At 70.1% G+C, this 19,488-nt stretch carries 14 protein-coding genes; 8 read left to right on the top strand and 6 right to left on the bottom strand.

Annotated elements, in window-relative coordinates:
• Nucleotides 1–25: 25 nt before the first annotated feature.
• Both AB0H43_RS37085 and AB0H43_RS37080 read right to left on the bottom strand, forming a co-directional pair.
• Nucleotides 26–1,543, bottom strand: coding sequence for an ATP-dependent DNA ligase (locus AB0H43_RS37085; RefSeq protein ID WP_360007800.1), 1,518 nt, complete (start codon nucleotides 1,541–1,543; stop codon nucleotides 26–28).
• 274 nt (nucleotides 1,544–1,817) lie between these two features.
• A complete protein-coding gene (locus AB0H43_RS37080; RefSeq protein ID WP_360007797.1) occupies nucleotides 1,818–2,810 on the bottom strand; it encodes an NAD-dependent epimerase/dehydratase family protein in 993 nt (330 codons plus the stop codon).
• Nucleotides 2,811–2,896: 86 nt separating this feature from the next.
• Here AB0H43_RS37080 and AB0H43_RS37075 point away from each other — a divergent pair, with 86 nt between their 5' ends.
• The gene (locus AB0H43_RS37075; protein ID WP_360007794.1) at nucleotides 2,897–3,625 is read left to right on the top strand and encodes a GrpB family protein; all 729 of its coding nucleotides are present in this window, start codon (nucleotides 2,897–2,899) and stop codon (nucleotides 3,623–3,625) included.
• A gap of 9 nt (nucleotides 3,626–3,634) precedes the next feature.
• Here the strand turns inward: AB0H43_RS37075 and AB0H43_RS37070 are convergent, their stop codons facing one another.
• Entirely contained in the window at nucleotides 3,635–4,330 is a 696-nt protein-coding gene (locus tag AB0H43_RS37070; RefSeq protein ID WP_360007791.1) for an HAD family hydrolase, read from the bottom strand.
• A gap of 265 nt (nucleotides 4,331–4,595) precedes the next feature.
• Here AB0H43_RS37070 and AB0H43_RS37065 point away from each other — a divergent pair, with 265 nt between their 5' ends.
• The 6 genes from AB0H43_RS37065 to AB0H43_RS37040 all read left to right on the top strand — a co-directional run bounded on the left by AB0H43_RS37065 (nucleotide 4,596) and on the right by AB0H43_RS37040 (nucleotide 12,155).
• A complete protein-coding gene (locus AB0H43_RS37065; protein WP_360007788.1) occupies nucleotides 4,596–5,801 on the top strand; it encodes an ROK family transcriptional regulator in 1,206 nt (401 codons plus the stop codon).
• Complete coding sequence (locus AB0H43_RS37060) at nucleotides 5,798–6,679, top strand: sugar ABC transporter permease (protein ID WP_360007785.1); 882 nt, start codon at nucleotides 5,798–5,800, stop codon at nucleotides 6,677–6,679. The genes AB0H43_RS37065 and AB0H43_RS37060 overlap by 4 nt, the downstream gene beginning before the upstream one ends.
• Nucleotides 6,672–7,484 (top strand): carbohydrate ABC transporter permease, encoded by an 813-nt coding sequence (locus AB0H43_RS37055; RefSeq protein WP_360007782.1) that lies wholly within the window; start codon nucleotides 6,672–6,674, stop codon nucleotides 7,482–7,484. The genes AB0H43_RS37060 and AB0H43_RS37055 overlap by 8 nt, the downstream gene beginning before the upstream one ends.
• A 52-nt stretch (nucleotides 7,485–7,536) precedes the next feature.
• Nucleotides 7,537–8,817 (top strand): sugar ABC transporter substrate-binding protein, encoded by a 1,281-nt coding sequence (locus tag AB0H43_RS37050; protein WP_360007779.1) that lies wholly within the window; start codon nucleotides 7,537–7,539, stop codon nucleotides 8,815–8,817.
• 72 nt (nucleotides 8,818–8,889) lie between these two features.
• A complete protein-coding gene (locus AB0H43_RS37045; RefSeq protein ID WP_360007776.1) occupies nucleotides 8,890–9,963 on the top strand; it encodes a glycoside hydrolase family 15 protein in 1,074 nt (357 codons plus the stop codon).
• Nucleotides 9,960–12,155: a TIM-barrel domain-containing protein gene (locus tag AB0H43_RS37040; protein ID WP_360007774.1), complete on the top strand. Its 2,196-nt coding sequence runs from the start codon at nucleotides 9,960–9,962 to the stop codon at nucleotides 12,153–12,155. Before AB0H43_RS37045 ends, AB0H43_RS37040 begins: the two co-directional genes overlap by 4 nt.
• 75 nt (nucleotides 12,156–12,230) lie before the next feature.
• On the opposite strand, the gene lysS is transcribed toward AB0H43_RS37040, so the two are convergent.
• The 3 genes from lysS to AB0H43_RS37025 form a co-directional block, all read right to left on the bottom strand.
• Nucleotides 12,231–13,937: a lysine--tRNA ligase gene (lysS, locus tag AB0H43_RS37035; RefSeq protein ID WP_360007771.1), complete on the bottom strand. Its 1,707-nt coding sequence runs from the start codon at nucleotides 13,935–13,937 to the stop codon at nucleotides 12,231–12,233.
• Between the two features lie 200 nt (nucleotides 13,938–14,137).
• Complete coding sequence (locus AB0H43_RS37030) at nucleotides 14,138–14,590, bottom strand: hypothetical protein (protein WP_360007768.1); 453 nt, start codon at nucleotides 14,588–14,590, stop codon at nucleotides 14,138–14,140.
• Between the two features lie 2 nt (nucleotides 14,591–14,592).
• A complete protein-coding gene (locus AB0H43_RS37025; protein ID WP_360007765.1) occupies nucleotides 14,593–15,048 on the bottom strand; it encodes a MarR family transcriptional regulator in 456 nt (151 codons plus the stop codon).
• A gap of 184 nt (nucleotides 15,049–15,232) precedes the next feature.
• Here AB0H43_RS37025 and AB0H43_RS37020 point away from each other — a divergent pair.
• Nucleotides 15,233–19,488, top strand: a 4,256-nt coding sequence (locus AB0H43_RS37020) for a LamG-like jellyroll fold domain-containing protein (RefSeq protein ID WP_360007762.1), incomplete at its 3' end; no start/stop codon positions are given.

The following is a 19,488-nucleotide window of genomic DNA, read 5'->3' as shown; positions in this document are numbered from 1 at the left end:
ATGGGCCTCGCCGACCAACAGCGGATTACGCGGCGCCGGCGTGGATGCGCAGCACCTCGTCGATCGTGTCCGCTTCGTCGGCTCGCTTGTCGTCCCGATAGCGCAGCACCCGGGCGAACCGCAGCGCCACCCCACCCGGATAGCGAGGACTCGTCTGCACTCCGTCGAAGGCCACCTCGACGACCTGCTCCGGGCGTACGGTGACGACCCAGTCGCCGCGGTCGACGGCCAGCTCGAGGAACCGCTGCGTCTGCCAGCGCAACATCTCGTCGGTGAGCCCCTTGAACGTCTTGCCCAGCATCACGAAGCCCCCCGTACGCGGATCCCGCGCGCCGAGATGCAGATTGGACAGCAGTCCGGACCGACGCCCGTGGCCCCACTCGACGGCCAGCACGACGAGATCGAGGGTGTGCCGGGGCTTCACCTTGACCCACGCACCGCCCCGCCGGCCGACGTCGTATGCCGCGTCGACGGCCTTGACGACCAGCCCTTCGTTGCCCTCGCGAACAGCGCGTGCGAAGTATGCTTCCGCGTCGGCCGTCGAGGTGACCACCTGCCGGTCGATCAGCAGCTCCTCCGGCAGCAGGGAAGCGAGCGCCGCCCAGCGCCGGTGCCCTGGCTCGTCGAGGTAGTCGTGGCCGTCGGCGTGCAGCAGGTCGAAGAACTTCGCGACCAATCCGCCGGGCGCGCCCGAGCGGGTCGCGGCCAGCGACGCCGTGATCTGGAACGGGTGCGCCCGCCCCTGCTCGTCCAAGGCCAGCGCCTCGCCGTCGAGCACCAGCTCGCGAGCGGGCAGCGAGCGGACGGCGGCCACGATCTCCGGCAGCCGGGCGGTCAGGTCGTCGAGACTGCGGCTGAAGACGGCCACCTCGTCGCCCGACTTGTGCACCTGGATGCGTACGCCGTCGAGCTTGACGTCGGCCATCGCGGGGACGCCGGTGACGGTCAGCGCCTCGTCGACCCCGGCCGCCGACTGAGCCAGCATCGGGGCGAGCGGACGGCCGACGGACAGGGTGAACTCGCCGAGCGCGGCGGCACCGCCTTGCAACGCGGTCGCGGCGACGATCGCGAGATCCCCGCTGAGGAGCAGCGCACGGCGTACCGCCGCGGCCGGAACATCCGCGGCCTGCGCGATGGCGTCGGCCAGGATCCCCGCGAGCGCCCCCTGCCGGACCTCGCCGGTGAAGAGCCCGCGCAGCAGCTTCTGCTCGGGGGCGGTCGCCGCCCCGAACAAGGCCTGAACCTCGTCCTTACGCCGCGCCTGCGAACCCGCGCCGCTGATCCCGGCGAGCCGGTCGACGGTGGCCGCCACCTGCCCGACCGTCAGCGTCGCGACCTCGGCCGGTGGTGGCAGCTTCTGCAGCGAAGCCCACCCCACCCCGGTCGTACGCTGCCGCAGCTCACCGGCGAGGAACGCGGCGCCGGGCGCGGCCTCCTCCGGAGCGAACCCGCGCAGCGTCTTCGCCAGCAGCTCGATCTTGGCCTTGCGGGCGGACGTCGCCGCCACCGCCTCCGACGTCGCGGCCACCTCTGCGAACAGCACGTCCCCATGGTGTCACCGGCGTACGACACCCGCCCCCGAATCGCCCGTACGCCCGCTCGCGCCCCCGGGCTCGCGCCCGCCCGCTCGCGCCCGCCCGCTCGCGCCCGCCCGCCCGCTCGCGCCCGCCCGCCCGCTCGCGCCCGCCCGCTCGCGCCCGCCCGCTCGCGCCCGCCCGCCCGCGCCCGGGCTTGCGCAAGTTCCGGGATAACGCGGTCTCGCGGCGACGGGAAGGGGACGTTATCCCGGATAACGCGCAAGCGCCCGTCCTGCGCGCTCAGCCCGCAGCGAGGGAAGAGATGAGCGAGCGTTCCCGCTCAGCGCTCAGCCCTGCGCGCCGATCCCGGTCGAGCCCCAGCGACCGTTCCCACTCCAGCACATCGGAGAGGAACGAGGCGCGCGACCGGTGCGTCAGCCCGGCGGCGATCGCGGCCGCCCCCGTACGCCGGGACCATCCCGCGTAGTCGGGGTTGACGAGCCACATCGCCAGCGACTCGGGTCCCATGTATTCGCCGACTTCTTGCGCCAGCAGCCAGTCGGCCGGTGCCGGCACGACCGGTCCGGTGTGCCCGCCGACCTGCCGGCACAGCTCGATCCACTCCGCGAACGGGACGATCGGGCCGACCGTGTCGAACACGCCCGTCGTCCGCGAAGCCACGTTGTCCAGCAAGAACGCGGCGAGGTCGCGTACGTCGACGACCTGGGTCGCCACCTCGGGGGTGCCCGGCACCAGCAGCGGCTCCTCGGGGGCGCGAGCCGCCCGTGCGACCCAGTAGCCCGCTCGATCGCTGCGGTCGCCGGGGCCGCCGATCAATCCGGCCCGCGCGATGACCAGCCGATCGCCGAGCGCTTCCTGCGACGCCTGCTCACAGGCGACCTTCGCCTCGCCGTAGAGTTCCTGCTCCACGACGTCCGACTCGGTGGCTTCCCGCAACGGGAACGACTCGTCGGCGCCGGGCGTACCGAAGGACGCGTAGGCGTTGCCGGACGAGACATAGGTCCAGTGCTTCGCCTTGCCGGCCAACGCCGCCAGCGCGCCGCGTACCATTCCGGGCTGCCACGACACCTCCAGCACCGCGTCCCACTCGCGGTCGGCAACGGCGTCGTACGCTCCCGGTTCGCTCCGGTCCGCCACGACCAGCGTCGAACCTTCGGCCACCGCGCCACTCTCGCCGCGCGCCAGGCACGTCACGCGATGCCCGCGGGCCACCGCCTGGCGCGCGTACTCCCGGCCGAGGAAGGCCGTGCCGCCCAGAACAAGGATCTCCATGCGGCCCACTCAACACCCCACCACCTGGTACGCCCAAGGCAGTTCGCCGACAGCGCAAGATCGGCCGGCCGATACCATTTGCTGTCATGAGCCAGCCGTTGCCGTATCGGGTGTTGACCGGACCTGACGACTCCGCGTTCTGCGAGCGGGTGAGCGCGGCCCTGGCCGACGGCTACCGGCTGCACGGTTCGCCGGCGCTGACGTTCGACGGGGACCGGGTCGTCGTCGCCCAGGCGATCACCTTTCCGCGTGACCGGGCCGTCGTCGTGGACTACGACGACCGGTGGCCGGCTCGGGCTCGGACGCTGATCGGCGAACTGGCCGGAAGCCTTGGCCCGCAAGCGTTGCGGATCGAGCACATCGGCAGCACCGCCATCCCGGGGATGGCCGCGAAGGACCTCCTGGACCTGCAGGTCAGCGTCGACGACCTCGACTCCGTCGCCGAGGCGTTCCATGGGCCGCTGGCCATGCTCGGTTTCGAGCGGACGTCGTTCAATCAGGACCACGTGCCGGCCGGGAGCGCCGACGATCCGGCTCGGTGGGCGAAGCGCTTCTGGCGACGACGGGAGCATCCGGCGGGCGACGTGAATCTCCACGTACGCGTCGCGGGCTCGCCGAATGAACGCCTCGCGTTGTTGTTCCGGGACTGGTTCCGGGCGCACCCGTCCGCAGTCCCGGCGTACGCCCAGTTCAAGCGAGTGCTCGCGGAGAGCGTCCCGGATCGGATCGCGTACACGGATGTGAAGGACCCGGTGGTCGACCTGGTGATCGGCGTGGCCGAGCAGTGGGCCGCCGAGACCGGCTGGCTGCCTTAGGCCTTGCGCCTAGGCGGCCCAGCCGCAGAGGTCGAGCAGTTCGGGCAGGTCGTCCACCGAGTGATCCGGGATGTGCTCGTCCGGGTCGGCCCGATGCTGTGCGGCCTCCGGGTGCGCGGCGTTCGTGACCAGGACCGGCCGCATCCCGGCGTCGTACGCGCCCCGGAGTTCGCGGCCGCCGCCGTCGCCGACGTACCAGCAGTCGGCGGGCGTCACGCCTAGGCGGGAGGCAGCCGCGGCGTACAGCGCCGACGCCGGTTTGCGGACTTGTTCGCGCCAGCTGAACACGGGCGCGTCGATCAGCGGCGCGAAGGGGTTGTTCGGCCAGTCCTCGACGAGTTCGCTGCTGCAGTCGCTCATCAGCGCGAGCCGGAATCCTCGCTCCCGCAACGCGGTCAGCGTCTTCACCGCGTCCGGGCGGGGGCGATGCGTCTGCCGAGCGCCGTCCAGCTGCGCCTGGAGTGCCGCAGTGAGCACCTCGTCGGAGGGCTCGATCCCGCAGTGGCGCGCCATGGCGAGCAGGGTGGCCCGAGTGTCTCCGTACGCGCCGACGATCCGTTCGCGGAAGCTGTCGACCATCGCGGCCCAGAAGACGCCGCCGTCGATCCCCAGCACTTCACCGGTACGCGAGTACAGCTCGCGGCGCTCGCTCTCGCCGGCCGGGTTCGACAGGGTTCCGTAGTAGTCGAAGACGATCGCGCGCATGCGCCATGGTCGCACGCCCCAAGATCACCACTGGATCAGGGATCGCGGTCGAATTATCGGCCAAGATTCGACCGGGAACCCTGATCCAGCGCACGGCGGCGAGTTCAGCGCGCGACTGGCGGCGAGTCCAGCGCGCGACTGGCGGCGAGTCCAGCGGACGATTGGCGGCGAGCCGCAGGTGGACGAACGGACGTCTTGACACCGGCGGACCAGCGCGCCTACGTTAATTCAGCGACGAAACATAGTCTCGGAAGGAAGTGCTCGAATGGTCTCGGCGACCTCCGGCCCCCGGCTGCGGGACGTCAACCGGACGGCGATCCTGGCGCTGGTCGGGCGGCACGGGCCGATCTCCCGGGCGGACATCGCCCGGCGGCTGGGGCTCAGCCCGCCCACGGTGACGGCCGTGACCCGGTCGTTCATCGAGGCGGGGGTGCTGCACAAGGTCGACGACGACGCCTCGCGGGGCGGCCGGCCGGGCGAGCTGCTGGCGGTGGCCGGGTCAGCGGCGTCGGCGATCGGCGTCAAGGTCGCGGCCGGGCAGGTCACCGGCGTGCACGCGGATCTGGACGGGACGGTGCTCGACGCCTTCTCCGCTCCGGTCGACGCGCTCAAGGCGAATCCGTTCGACGCCCTCGCCGAGCTGCTCGCGCCGCGCATCGCCGCGGTGGCCGGCCCGACCTTGCTCGGCGTCGGAGTGGGCATCCCGGGATTCGTCGACATCGGCACCGGGCTGGTGCAGGCGCAGCTGCTCGGCTGGAAGCGGATGCCGTTGGCCGACTACCTGTCTCAGCTGGTCGGCGTACCGGTGTTGGTGGACAACGACGTCAACACCCTCGCCGCCTATGAGCACCTCTACGGCTTGGGCCGTCCCTATGAGGACTTCCTCACGGTCACCCTGGGCCGCGGTGTCGGCGCGGCCGTGTTCTCCGGCGGTGACCTTCGCCGGGGTGGGCACGGTGCGGCGGGAGAGCTGGGCCACCTGCCGGTCGATCCCGAGCACGGGCTGCCCTGTCATTGCGGGCGACGTGGTTGCCTGGAGACCTACCTCTCCGACGACGCCCTGGTTCGCCAGGCCGACGACGCGAGGATCACGACGGCGGACGATCTGCGGACCGCCGCCGACCAGGGGGACGCGAAGGCCAAGCAGATCTACGCGGAGGCCGGCCGACGGCTCGGTCTCGCCGTCGCGGGCCTCTCGGTCGTCCTCGACCCGCAGGCGATCCTGGTCAGCGGCGAGGGCAGCCGGGCCTGGCCGCACCTGGCCGCCGGATTCGAGCCCGCCTTCACCGACGGCGTGTTCCCCGGGTTCGCCGACCGGATCTCGGTGCACGTCGATCCCTGGGATGACACCAAGTGGGCCCTGGGCGCGGCCGCTCTCGTTTTGCGTACCCCTTTCACCTTCAACGCGGACCCGCAGGCCGACGCGGTCCGGTCGCGGCTCGCGGCCTTCTCGGTGGAGGCGACGGCGTGAGCGCGCGACGGCGATGGCGAAACGCGGGCGTCGCCGCGATCTTCTTGGCGCCGAGCCTGGTGACCCTGCTGGCGTTCTGGATCGGGCCGATGATCGGCACGGTCTGGGTGAGCCTGCAGGACTGGAACCTGATCGGCGTGCCGAGCTTCGTCGGCCTGGACAACTATGCCGAGCTGGCCAAGGATGCCGACTTCCACGCCGCGCTGCTGCACACGCTGCTCTACCTCGCCGGCTATCTGCCGCTCGTCCTGATCCTGGGGTTGGCGGTGGCGTTGCTGCTCAACGCCAAGCTGCCCGCGATGACGCTGTACCGCGCGATGTTCTTCCTGCCCGTGGTGAGCAGCTGGGTAGCGGTCTCGCTGCTCTGGAAATGGCTGCTCAACCCGGCGGGCGGGCTGGTCGACCAGGCGCTCGGGCTGATCGGCGTGGACGGGCCGGGCTGGTGGACCGATCCCACCTGGGCCATGCCGTCGGTCATTCTGGCCTCGGTGTGGAAGGACGTCGGGTTCGTCTCGGTCATCCTGCTCGCCGGCCTCCAGGCCATTCCGAAGGACCTGTTGGAGGCGGCCGACCTCGACGGGGCGTCCGCGTGGCGTCGGCTGCGCAGCATCACACTGCCGCTGCTCAGCCCGTCGCTGTTCTTCGTGACGGTGATCAGCCTGATCAACGGGTTCCAGGTCTTCGACCAGGTCTGGGTGATGACCGGCGGCGGCCCCGGTGGCGCCAGCAGCGTCGTCGTCGAGCAGATCGTCCGGTACGCCTTCAGCTACGGCCGGGTCGGCTACGCCTCCGCGATGAGCATCGTGCTGTTCGGGATCATCCTCGTCGTCACGGTCGCGCAGCTGAGACTGCAGCGCAGGTGGGTGCAGTATGACTAGACGAGTCCTGCGGTACGCGCTGCTGACGCTGGGCGCGGCGGCGATGATCGGCCCGTTCCTGTGGATGCTGGCCACCTCGCTGACCGGCGACGCGCAACTGGGGAACGCCGACGCCGGGCTGCTGCCCGATCCGGTCACCACCGACCCGTACGCGAGGCTGGCGAGCGCCTTCCCGTTCTGGCGGTTCGCCGCGAACAGCCTCGGCGTGGCGATCGTGTCGACTCTGCTGCAACTGTTCACGAGCGCGACGGCGGCGTACGCCTTCAGCCGGTTGCGGTTCAAGGGAAGCAACGCCCTGTTCGTGCTGTATCTGGCCACGATGATGATCCCGATGCAGGTGATCATCGTGCCGCTGTTCATCGAGATGCGCTCGCTGGGCCTGGTCGACACGTACGCCGGGCTCCTGTTGCCGACCGCGGTCTCCAGTTTCGGCGTGTTCATGCTCCGTCAGGCCTTCATGGCATTGCCGAGGGAGCTGGACGAGGCCGCCTATGTGGACGGAGCGGGTCCGTTCCGGGTGTTCTGGCGGGTGCTGCTTCCCCTCGTGGGTCCGGCCCTGGCCACCTTCGCCGTGTTCGCCTTCATGGCGAGTTGGAACGCCTTCCTCTGGCCACTGGTGATCGCGCAGACGGAGGCGCACACGACGTTGCCGGTCGGCCTGTCGCTGCTCCTCGGCCGCTACGGCCCGGCCTGGAACGTCGTCATGGCGGGGTCGACGGCCAGCATCGTGCCCATCCTCGTCCTCTACGTCTTCGCCCAGCGCTACGTGGTCCGGGGGATCGCCTTCACCGGCATGAAGGGCTGACCACGCGTACACCGCACCAAGAAGTACCCGTCCCTCACCAGTTGGAGATTCGATGAGAACTACCCGACGCCTCCTGGCGGCGGCCGCCGCGGCAGTGACCGTGGCCGGTCTGCTCGCCGCCTGCGGGGGTGGCGACTCCGGCACGTCGGCGGAGTCCGCCACCGGCAAGATCACCTACTTCACGTTCTCGGCCGCGCCCGACCACCTCAAGGAGCTGGACGCGCTCAAGGCGGAGTTCGAGAAGCAGAACCCGGGCATCACGGTGGAGGTCCAGACCGCCGCGTACGCCGACTACTTCACCAAGCTCCAGACCTCGATCGCCGGTGGCAACGCACCGGACACCTTCGAGCTGAACTACGAGAACTTCGTGACGTACGCCAAGGCCGGCGCGCTGCTGGCGCTGGACGACGTCGCGAAGGCCGACGCCGACTACCAGGCCGACCGGGTCTACCCCAAGGCGCTGCAAGCCTTCCAGCTCAAGGGCAAGCAGTACGGCATGCCCTCGACCTTCTCCGATGTCGTGCTCTTCTACAACAAGAAGCTGTTCGACGCGGCTGGGGTGGCGTACCCGACGGCGTCGTGGACCTGGGACGACGAGAAGGCGGCCGCCGAGAAGCTGACCGACAAGGCCAAGGGCGTCTATGGCGACTACCAGCCGGTCACCTTCTACGAGTTCTACAAGGCGCTCGCCCAGAACGGCGGCTCCTTCCTGTCCGAGGACGGCAAGAAGGCCACCTTCAACGACGCGAAGGGCCTGGAGGCCGCGCAGTGGTTGCTCGGCAAGCCCGGCAAGGTTCAGCCGACGGTGGCCGAGATCGGCGGCAAGGCCGACTACGACACCGCCCTGTTCAAGTCGGGCAAGCTCGCCATGTGGCACAGCGGCATCTGGATGTTCAGCTCGCTGGCCGACGCCAAGGACCTCGGCTACGACATCGTCGTGGAACCCGGGAAGGCGCAGAAGGCGAGCGCGGTCTTCTTCAACGCCACCGCGGTGTCGGCGAAGACGAAGAAGGGCACCGCGGCCTGGAAGTGGGCCCGGTTCCTCAGCACCTCGGAGACGACCGTGCAGACGCGGCTCGCGTCGAGCTGGGAACTGCCGGCCGTCAACGATCAGGCGGCCTTCGACAGCTACCTCAAGCAGACGCCGCCCGCGAACCGGCAGGCCGTCTTCGACTCACTGAACGCCGTCGCGCTGCCGCCGGTCATCGGCGACCAGCAAGCGCAGATGCAGGACCTGGTCACCAAGGCCCTGGAGAAGGCCGCGTCCGGCCAGGCGACCGCGCAGCAGGCGCTGGACGAGGCCGCCGCCGCGGTCACCGCGCTGATCAAGTAACTGCTTCGAAAGGGGGCGCGGCTGTCTAGACCTCAGCCGCGTCCCCGCCCTAGCTTAACGAGGAGCAACACCGTGCAGACCGCTGTCGGGGCGAGCGTCGACCTCATCGCCCGCCACCAGCATCCCGGCGGGGCGTACCCGGCCAGTCCGACCTATCCCGTCTACGGCTACTGCTGGCTGCGCGACGGCTCGTTCATCGCCGAGGCGATGAGCCGGGCCGGGCGTACCGAGAGCGCGGACGCGTTCCACGGCTGGTGCGCCCGGGTGATCACGGCTCGGGCCGGGCACGTGGCCGATCTGGTCCAGGCGGCCCGCCGCGGCGAGGAGATCGATCCCCGGCGAATGCTCCCGACTCGCTACACATTGGACGGCGGGGACGGCGACGAGCCGTGGTGGGACTACCAGCTCGACGGCTACGGCACCTGGCTGTGGGCGCTGGTGGAACACACGCGACGGCACGAGATCGACCCGGCCCCCTACCGTGAGGCCGTCGAGATCACTGTGGACTATCTGGCGACGTTCGGCGCGGACGCCTGCTACGACTGGTGGGAGGAGCACTCCGAGCATCAGCACGTCGCCACCCTCGGCTCGGTCGCGGCGGGCCTCGAAGCGGTACTCGCCATCGGCCTCCTCGACGCGGATCGGGCCGAGGCGGCCGCACGGATGCTCGCGCGGCTGCGCGAGCTGATCGCCGGTCCGGGCACCGTGAACGGCTCGCTGGTCAAGTGGCTGGGCTCCACCGCCGTGGACGGCAGTCTGCTCGCGTGTCTCACTCCCTTCGGGCTGGTCACGCCGGAGGTCGCCGAAGGCACCTACCAGAGGGTACGCACAGAGCTGCGTCGCGCCGGGGTCTACCGATACCTCGGCGACACCTTCTACGGCGGCGGCGAGTGGCTGATCCTCACCGCGTGGCTCGGCTGGCACGAGGCGCGTACCGGGCGGGCAGACCTGGCCCGGGAACGACTGGCCTGGGTGACCGACCAGGCGACGGCCGAGGGCTGGCTGCCGGAACAGGTCAGCGGGAATACGCAGGACCCGGCGTACATCGCCGAGTGGACCGCCAAGTGGGGACCGGTCGCCACGCCTCTGCTGTGGTCCCACGCCCTGTTCGTGATCCTGGCCCTGGAACTCGGGGAGTCGCTGTGACCTTGTCCCATCGCCCCTTCGGCACGGAGCACCCTTACCGGTACGACCTCGACCAGCGGGTGCCGGCCCGGCCGCTTTCCGGCGAGGCTTACGAGATCCGCGTCCTGGCCGACCCGTCCGTGCCGGCTGTGCACATCGTCTTCGCCGACGGCACGCGGCTGCCGGCCCAGCCGGTCGATCCGGCTTCGGTCGTCTGCGATTTCGGGGCGCAGCCCGCGCCCCCCGCCGGTGCGGCCGGCCATCTCACCGAGGCGGCCAGCGCCGTACCCGACACCGACGGCCGGACGGTCTTCGTCGCGACCGTGACGTCGGCGGCCGACACGTCCTATGAGGTCGAAGGCGGCGGGTCACGGCTGGGACCGTTCCCGGTGTTCCCGTTGACGTGGCAGCCATCCGGCGGCACGCTGCGGGTATCGGGCTCCGGATCCACTGTGGAAGACGTCGAGTGGCTCGTCGGGTCGGACGGACCCCGTCGGGCACGGTTCGCCTTGCGGCTGTCGGCCGATGAGCACGTCGTCGGCTTCGGCGAGCGTTACCACGCCCTCGACCAACGCGGCGAAGTGCTCGACGCCACCGTCTTCGAGCAGTACAAACGCCAGGGGCACCGGACCTACCTCCCGATGCCGTTCGCGATCGTCACCGGCGGCTCGGGCGGCGACTGGGGCTTCCACGTCCAGACCACCCGCCGCACCTGGTACGACGTCGGCGCCGCAGATCCCGGCAAGCTGATCGTCGAGGCCGAGATCGATCCGGCCGATCCGGTCCTGGGCCTGCGCCTCTATCGCGGTGAACCCGGGTCGATCGTGCGGGATTTTCTGGCGGAGACCGGCCTACCGCCGCAGCCGCCGGAGTGGATCTTCCGGCCGTGGATGAGCGGCAACGAGTGGAACACCCAGGAGCGGGTCCTCGCCGAAGTACGCCGCAGCCTGGCCGAGCAGATTCCGGTCGGCGCGATCGTCATCGAGGCGTGGAGTGACGAGGCGACCTTCGTGGCGTTCCGCGACGCCTCCTACGAGCCGCACGCCGACGGGGCTCCGCACCGGCTGGACGACTTCACCTTCCCGGCCGACGGCGCCTGGCCAGACCCCAAGGGCATGGTGGATGAACTACACCAGGCCGGCGTCAAGGTGCTGCTCTGGCAGATCCCGCTGGTGCCGACCGATCGGGGTGACCTGACCGGTTCGAAGTCGGCCGCCGAGCAGGTCGCCGCCGACGCGGCCACCATGATCGACCGCGAGTACGCGATCAAGGAGGCCGACGGCAGTCCTCACCGCAACCGAGGCTGGTGGTTCCCAGGAGCGCTCCTGCCCGACTGGACCAACCCGCACGCTCGGCGCTGGTGGCTCGACAAGCGCCGCTACCTGCTCGAAGACCTCGGCATCGACGGGTTCAAGACCGACGGCGGCGAGCACGCCTGGGGCCACGACCTCCGGTACTTCGACGGCAGCCGAGGCGACGCCGCCAACAACCTCTTCGCGGTGCGGTACGCCGAGGCGTACCACGACCTGATGCGGGAGAGCGGGACCGACGGCGTCACCTTCAGCCGCGCGGGTTTCACCGGCGCGGCCGCCTTCCCAGCGCATTGGGCGGGCGACGAGAACTCGACCTGGGAGGCGTTCCGTGCGTCCATCACGGCCGGTCTGACCGCGGGCGTCGGCGGAATCTTCTTCTGGGGCTGGGATCTGGCCGGGTTCTCCGGCGACATCCCGGAGCCCGAGCTGTACCTGCGGTCGGCCGCGGCGGCCTGCTTCGCCCCGATCATGCAGTACCACTCGGAGTTCAACCACCACCGCGAACCCTCGGTCGACCGGACGCCGTGGAACATCGCCTCCCGCACGGGTTCTGCCGACGTCGTCGAGGTCTACCGGCGGTTCGCGCAGCTCCGCGAAGAACTCGTGCCTTACCTCGCCGCACAAGCGGCTCGCTCGATCGAGACCGGACGCCCGCTGATGCGCCCGCTGTTGTTCGACCACCCCGGCGACCCCGAGATCTGGAACTGGCCGCAGCAATGGCGGCTCGGCGACGACCTCCTCGTGGCCCCGGTGACGTCGCCCGATGTCACCGAATGGCAGGTCTACCTGCCGGCCGGGGAATGGGAGGACTACTTCACCGGCGTACGCCACACGGGACCCGCCGTGGTGACCCGGGCGGTGCCGCTCGACGAGATCCCCGTCTACCGTCGTCTCTCCTGATCAGCGCTGGATCAGGGTTCCAGGTCGAATCTTGGGTCAAGATTCGACCGCGAACCCTGATCCAGCGCCGCGGCGTTAGCCGCCGAGCAGGGTGCGTACGCGCTTGGCTCCGACCGCCAGCAGCAGCGTGGGCAGCCGGGGGCCGGTCTCCCGGCTCACCAGCAGGCGGTAGAGCAGGGCGAAGAAGGTCCGCTGGGCGACCTTCAGCTCGGGCGTCGGCTTGACGTCCATCGGCAGGCCGAGCAGCTGCTTCGGTACGCCGTACACGAGCGTGGTGAGGCCGTCCAGCGACCAGTTGTCGTCGAGGCCGGCGACGAGCAGCCGCAGCGACTCGCGCTGACCGTCGTCCAGCGAGTCGAGCAGCTCGGCGTCCGGCTCGTCCCGGACGATCGTGCGCTCCTCCGGGGCCAGCTGAGTGGTGACCCAGTGGTCGGCGCAGTCCAGCCGGGGCCGGGCCTCGTCGAGGGACTCGATCGGGTTCGCCGGGTCGAGGTCGCGCAGGATACGCAGGGTCTGCTCGTCGTGGCCGGTGGTGACGTCGACGATCGAGGCCAGCGTCCGGTAGGTGAACGGGCGCGGAGTCAGCGGGAGGCGACCGGCGCTGACCGTGCGGACGGCCCGGTCGTACGCGAGGCTGTCGGCCGGTGTGGCGGACCCGTCGGCCACCTTGCGCGACGTGGCGTCCCACTCGTCGTAGAGCCGGTGGATCTCCTGGTCGAACGCGACGGTGAAGGACTGGTTCGGGCGGCGGCGGGCGTACAGCCAGCGCAGGACCGGGGCCTCCATGATCTGGAGAGCGTCGGCCGCCGTCGGCACCCCGCCCTTCGAGCTGCTCATCTTCGCCATGCCGGAGATGCCGACGAAGGCGTACATCGGGCCGATCGGCGGGTCGGCGTCGAAGACCTCGCGGACGAGTTGCGTACCCACGACGAAGGACGAGCCGGGCGAGGAGTGGTCGACGCCGGACGGCTCGAAGTCCACCCCCTCGTACGCCCACCGCATCGGCCAGTCGACCTTCCAGACCAGCTTGCCCCGGTTGAACTGGGACAGCAGCACGGTCTCACCGTGCCCGCACTGGCAGGTGTAGGTCAGCTCGGTCGTGTCGTCGTCGTATGCCGTGACGGTGGTGAGGTCGCGGTCGCACGCCGAGCAGTAGGGCTTGTAGGGGAAGTAGCCCGCGGCGGTGCCGCCGTCGTCCTCGCTGGCGGCGCCGGAGCCTTCGGCCTGCTCCCGCTCGTTCTCATCGGTGGCCTCATCGACCAGAGCCTTCTTCTTCGTCCGGTAGCGGCCGAGGACGGCGTCGATCTTGGCCCGCTCCCGCATGGCCAGCAGAATCTGCTCCCGGTACGCCCCCGAGGTGTACATCTCGGTCTGGCTGATCTCGCGTACCTCGATGCCCATCTCGGCGAGGGCGGCCTTCATCGGGGCCTTGAAGTGCTCCGCCCACGACGAGTACGCGCTCCCGGGCGGGGCCGGCACGGCCGACAGCGGCTTGCCGATGTGCTCCTCCCAGGCCGGGTCGATGCCGTGCGGCACCTTGCGCAGCCGGTCGAAGTCGTCCCACGACAAGACGTGTACGCAGTCGTGCCCGCGGCGGCGGATCTCGTCGGCGACCAGGTGCGGGGTCATCACCTCACGGAGGTTGCCGAGGTGGACCGGGCCGGACGGGCTGAGCCCGGACGCGCAGACGATCGGCTTCTGGGAGCCACGCTTTTCGTGCGCGGCGATCACCTCGTCGGCGAAACGGGACACCCAGTCGGCTTCGGTCGTGCTCTGCGTCATTCGTCCGGTCCTTCTCCCACGTAAACGCTGCCGGTCCATTGTTCCTGATGGGCCCGGCGGCCCGCACACGGGTTAGCCGTGCGGGCCGCCAAGTCACACTGCCGGCCCGCACACGGGTTAGCCGTGCGGGCCGCCAAGTCACACTGCCGGCCCGCACACGGGTTAGCGTGCGGGCCGGCTTGGTCACGTCTCGGCCGGCGTCACATCTCGGCGCGCAGCTGGTCGGCCCGCTGCGCCACCTCGGCGAGGACGCGATGCGCCGTGGCCAGGTCTGCTGGGTCGAGGTCACCGAAGACCTGCCGGGTGGCCGGGCTGGTCAGCTCGGTCAGCCGGGCCAGGACGGCCGTGCCGGTGGCGGTGATCCGGGCCGGTCCGGCGGCTCGGGCGGTGCCCTCGGCCAGCCCGGCCTCCTCGAGCCCGGCCAGCAGCTCGGCCGCCTCGGCCGGGGTGAGGTCGAGCTGTCGCTGAGCGGCGAGGAAGTCGTGCAGAACCGCGGGATCCTCATAGGGCCCGCGAACGGCCAGGACTCGCAGGGCGATGAATTCGTTGGCGGTGGCGTCGGTGCCGGCGAGCATCGTCTCCAGCAGGGCGCGCAGCGCGCCCTGGGCCTCGGCGATGTCCTGACCGGTCAGCGTCGGCGTGGACTGCGTCATGATCACTCCTCGTTGGCTTGCCCCCCGCCGAGGAGAGCACGGAGGGTGCGGATGAGTTCCCGGTTGCGCTCGGAGCCGGACCCGCCGATCGGCGCGGTCAGCTCGTCCTGGAGGGCGTGCACGATCTTTACCGCCGCCAGGAAGGACTCCGTGCCCTGGTCGGTCAGGCCGAGCTGCCGGGCCCGGGTGTCGGCCGGGTGCGCCTCACGGGTCACCAGGCCGGCGGCCTCCAGGCTCCGGATGAGCTTGGAGACGTAGATCGGTTCGAGCCCGGCGGCGTCGGCCAGTTCCCGTTGGCTGGGCTGCCGCCCGGCGCGGGTGAGGCTGTAGAGCGAGCCGAGCAGGGCGTACTGCGCGTGGGTGAGACCCAGCGGTGCGATCGCGCGGTCCACGGCCGTCCGCCACCTCGTCGTGACCTGCCAGAGGAGCCGTCCGGTCGCGGTGTCGTCGTACGCCATGCCAGATACTTTATATGGCAACTATAGCCATGGCAACTAATGGCGACGACAGACCTCGGCGGGAAGAAGAAACGCGTCATGTGCCAACGACGTGAAGGCCTTACATCGACCTATTGCTAAATGGAAAGGTTTACAGGACACTCGCAGACACCTCCACTCGGAGGGCCGTCGAGAGGAGTCCACGATGGACCGTCCTGGCCGCCGCCGCGTACTCGCGGGATTCCTCCTCACGGCAGTGATGCTGCTGGTCACCGCCACTCCGCAGCCCGCGACGATCTTCGGCCCGGTGGATCTGAAGGTGAGCTGGTTGTGGTCGTGGTTGACCGCGCCGTCCGCCTTCGCCGACGGCCATCCGATCGGTCCGGCGCAGGAGAGTGGGTCGGCGGCCGGGAAGGGCCATTACGTCGGGTACGCCGACACGAAGGCGTCCGGCGGGGCGGGCCGGGCTCCGGACAAGACGCCCGCCGAACGGCAGGACGGGAAGACGCAACAGATCACGACGCCCGGCACCCGGGGGTACGCACCCGGCAAGAGCACCCGGAAGGCCGACGGGTCCACCGCCGGCTCGGATCTGTTCGCCAACCCCGACGGCAGCTACACCCGGGAAGTCTCCCAGAGCACGGTCAACTACCAGGACGGCAAGGGCGCCTGGCAGAAGATCGACGCCCAGGTCACTCCGGCGGGGGATCGGCTGGGGCAGCGGGCGAACCGGTTGGGTCTGCAGTTCGCGAAGCGGGCTGACGACCGGCAGCTCGTCTCGGCGTCGTTCGACGGTCTCAGGTTCGGCTATTCGCTGCTGGGCGCGGCTGCGGTTCCGGCGCAGACCGGGGCGTACGCGGTGACGTATCCCGGTGTGTTTCCGGGCACGGATCTGGTGCTGGAGTCGCGGGAGAGCGGGGTCAAGGAGTCGATCGTCCTGCGGGAGCGGGGCAGCACGACCGAGTGGGTGTTCCCGCTTCGGTTGAGCGGGCTTACGCCGGCGCTGGACGACAGCGGCGGTGTGGTGCTCGCCGACGAGAAGGGGACGGTCAAGGGCCGTATTCCGCCGGGCCTGATGCACGATTCGAGGTTCGATCGGGCGACCGGTGAGTTCACGACGTCGAACGCCGTGCGCTACGAACTCGTTCAGGTGGACGGCGGGATCGGTCTGAAGGTCAGCGTCGACGAGCGGTGGTTGAACGCGCCCGAGCGGGTCTATCCCGTGACGATCGATCCGACGACGGAGTTCGCGACGACCGGCGACACCTTCGTGTACTACGGGAACGACGTCGACCACTCCGGCGAGGACGACCTGGCCGTCGGCACCTGGGACAGCGGTGCGCACCGGGCCAAGGCGCTGATGCATTTCACCGACTTCGCCGGGACGTTCGCCGGGCTGCGGATCACGTCGGCCAGCCTCAAGCTGTTCCTCACATGGCAGGGCAGCTGCTCGGCGCAGCCGTTCACGGTGCATCCGATCACGACCTCCTGGGAGGTCGACACCGCCCGCTACGGCAGCGTGAGCTATACCGGCCCGGCCTTCGGCTCGCAGATCGGCACCGCGACCCCGACGAACTACTCGGAGGCGTGTGCCAACACGGCGGGCAACCGGGCTGTGGGTTCGTGGGTGACGGTGCCGTTGACCAAGGCGACCCTCGACGGCTGGCTGAACGGGACGCTGACCAACAATGGTCTGGGCATCTCCGCCTCGCAGACCGAGACGACGGACTTCAAGCGGTTCACGTCGCGGAACGGGCCGTCCGGGGCGGTGTGTGACGGGCACACGTGTGCGCCGTATCTGTCGGTGACCTACACCCCGAACATCGCTCCGCAGATCGACTCGCAGTATCCGCCGCGGGACTATCAGGCGACCACGCTGACGCCGGAGCTGCTGGCCAAGGGCCACGACCCGGACGTGTGGCCGAAGGCGGCGGTTCAGTACAACTACAAGGTCAACGACGCGTCGGGTGCGCTGGTGGCCACCTCCGGGTGGACGTCGTCGTCGAGCTGGACGGTGCCGGACGGCAAGTTGCAGTGGTCGAAGACCTACTACTGGTGGGTCGTGTCGTACGACGGCTGGGCGACCAGCCCGGATCCGTTGAACGTGGCGTACTACTTCCCGTTGTCGACGCCGCCGCCGCAGCCGCTGGTGACGTCCGGGCTGTCGCAGGACGGCGGCGGTCGCGGGTTCGAGCCCAGTGCGGGCAATTACACGACGGAGGCGATGGACGCCCAGGTGGCCACGGTCGGTCCGGCGCTGGCGGTGCAGCGGTCGTACAACAGCCGGGATCCGCGTACCGGGCTGGCGTTCGGGGCCGGTTGGTCCACAGTGGTCGACTCCAACATCACCGAGCGGATGGCCAGCCCCAGCGGCAAGACCGCCGTCATCACCTACCCGACGGGCACGGAGGTCGCGTTCGGGCGTAACGCCGACGGCAGCTTCAACCCGCCATCCGGCCGATATTCGGTGTTCACCGCGGTCACCGGCGGCTATTCGCTGGTGGACAAGGACGGCACGACGTATCTGTTCACCCGGCAGGTCGCGGGCACGGCCGGTATCGACGCGGTCTATGCGATCACGGCGATCAAGGACGCCGCCGGGCGGACGCTGACGTTGGCGTACAACGCGTCGGGTCAGGTGGAGACGATCACGTCGGCTTCCGGGCGGGCGCTGCATCTGACGTGGTCGACGCCCGCGGGGGCGAGCAAGGCGCACGTCGCCACGGTCTTCACCGACCCGGCCACCGCCGGGGACGCCAGCACGGTTTCCACCTGGTCGTACGCGTACAGCGGCGACCAGCTGACGAAGGTGTGCCCGCCGACCGACGCCACGCACTGCACGACCTACGAGTACGGCACCGGATCGCAGTACCCGACGGCATTGCTGGATGCGGGTCCGCACTCTTACTGGCGACTGTCCGAGCCGGCCGGCGCGGTGAAGGCGACCAGCGACGTCCTCGACAACGGCGGCACCGACGCCGCGACGTACGCCAACGTGCAGCTCGGCCAGCCGGGCCCGCTGCCGGGGTCGGCCGCCACCGCCGCCGCGTTCAACGGCACCTCCTCCTATGTGGAGGTACCCGGCAAGCTGGTCAGCTCGGCGAGCTACCAGTCGGTCAGCATGTGGTTCAAGACGACCACCCCGGACTCGGTGCTGTTCAGCTACCAGAAGGACCCGATCACCGCCGGCACGACGGCGGGCAACTACACGCCGGGCATCTACATCGGCAGCAGCGGCAAGCTGCGGGCGGCGTTCTGGACGAACAACGTGAACGCCTCGATCGTCTCGGCCAACCCCGTCACCGACGGCGCCTGGCACCATCTGGTGCTGGCGGCGGCCGGGAACACCCAGACGCTCTACCTCGACGGGCAGGTCGTCGGCTCCCGCAGCGGGCTGATCACGCTGATCGACGCGTACAGCGCGACGCATGAGTACATCGGGGCGGGCTTCCTCGGCGGCGCCTGGCCGGACCAGTCGCACCAGTCGGGCACCTCCAGCGAGGGCTACGCGAACTACTTCACCGGCACGATCTCCGACGTGGCGCTGTTCGACCGGACGCTGACCGCCGCCGATGTGGCGAGCCTGCGCGGCGCGGCCTCGGTGGCCGCGCACCCGTTGACGAAGATCGTCCGCCCGTCGGGTGCGACGGCGGCTCAGATCACCTACGACCCGGTCAGCGGGGTCGTGACGCAGGTGATCGACGAGCACAACGGAACCTGGAAGATCAGCCCCTCGACGGTCGCCGGCTCCTCTCAGGTGTACGCCGCGTCGGTGCTGTCCGGTGGCCCGGCCGACTACCTGCGGATGAACGAGTCCGGGGTGACCGAGGCGGTCAACGAGGTCAACGGTGGAGTCGGCACCTACAACACGGTGACCCTCGGCTCGACCGGCCCGTTCACGGACGCTACGGCCGGCAAGTTCAACGGAACCTCCTCCTATGTGGAGTTGCCCGCCACCGACGTCCCCACCACCGGCCCGAACTCCATCTCAATGTGGTTCAGCGTGCCCTCGGGCTCCACGGCGGGCGGCGTGCTCTACGCGTACCAAAGCATGCCGATGAACGGCGACCTGAGCGTGAGCGGTTACTGGACCCCGGCGCTGTACGTGGGTGTGGACGGCAAGCTGCGCGGCGGTTTCTGGACCGGGAGCGCCGCGAATGTCTTGACGACCGCGGCCTCGGTGGCCGACGGCAAGTGGCATCACGTGGCTTTGGCGGCGAGCAGCAGCAGCCAGTCGCTCTACCTGGACGGGACGCTGGTCGGAACGCGCAACGCGGCGCTGGTGGCGACCACCGCCACCTACGCCTACCTGGGCGCGGGCAAGTGGTCGGCGGGCTGGACGGGGAGCGACGGCGACAACGCTGGGTACTTCCCTGGGTCGATCGGCGAGTTCGCGTTCTACAAGACGCAGCTGACCGCGGCGCAGGTCGCCGATCAGGTGGCGGCGAGCAAGAACGCGTC

This window comes from Hamadaea sp. NPDC050747 (assembly GCF_040654195.1).
In the GTDB taxonomy this organism is placed as follows: Bacteria; Actinomycetota; Actinomycetes; order Mycobacteriales; family Micromonosporaceae; genus Hamadaea.
Note: the sequence above shows the minus strand (reverse complement) of the source record. Positions and strands in the feature narration are given on the sequence as shown.

Coding starts and splice junctions, on each gene's coding strand:
- AB0H43_RS37080 (WP_360007797.1), bottom strand. CDS start 2,810: ATGGAGATCCTTGTTCTGGGCGGCACGGCCTTCCTCGGCCGGGAGTAC.
- AB0H43_RS37075 (WP_360007794.1), top strand. CDS start 2,897: ATGAGCCAGCCGTTGCCGTATCGGGTGTTGACCGGACCTGACGACTCC.
- AB0H43_RS37070 (WP_360007791.1), bottom strand. CDS start 4,330: ATGCGCGCGATCGTCTTCGACTACTACGGAACCCTGTCGAACCCGGCC.
- AB0H43_RS37065 (WP_360007788.1), top strand. CDS start 4,596: ATGGTCTCGGCGACCTCCGGCCCCCGGCTGCGGGACGTCAACCGGACG.
- AB0H43_RS37055 (WP_360007782.1), top strand. CDS start 6,672: ATGACTAGACGAGTCCTGCGGTACGCGCTGCTGACGCTGGGCGCGGCG.
- AB0H43_RS37050 (WP_360007779.1), top strand. CDS start 7,537: ATGAGAACTACCCGACGCCTCCTGGCGGCGGCCGCCGCGGCAGTGACC.
- lysS (WP_360007771.1), bottom strand. CDS start 13,937: ATGACGCAGAGCACGACCGAAGCCGACTGGGTGTCCCGTTTCGCCGAC.
- AB0H43_RS37030 (WP_360007768.1), bottom strand. CDS start 14,590: ATGACGCAGTCCACGCCGACGCTGACCGGTCAGGACATCGCCGAGGCC.
- AB0H43_RS37025 (WP_360007765.1), bottom strand. CDS start 15,048: ATGGCGTACGACGACACCGCGACCGGACGGCTCCTCTGGCAGGTCACG.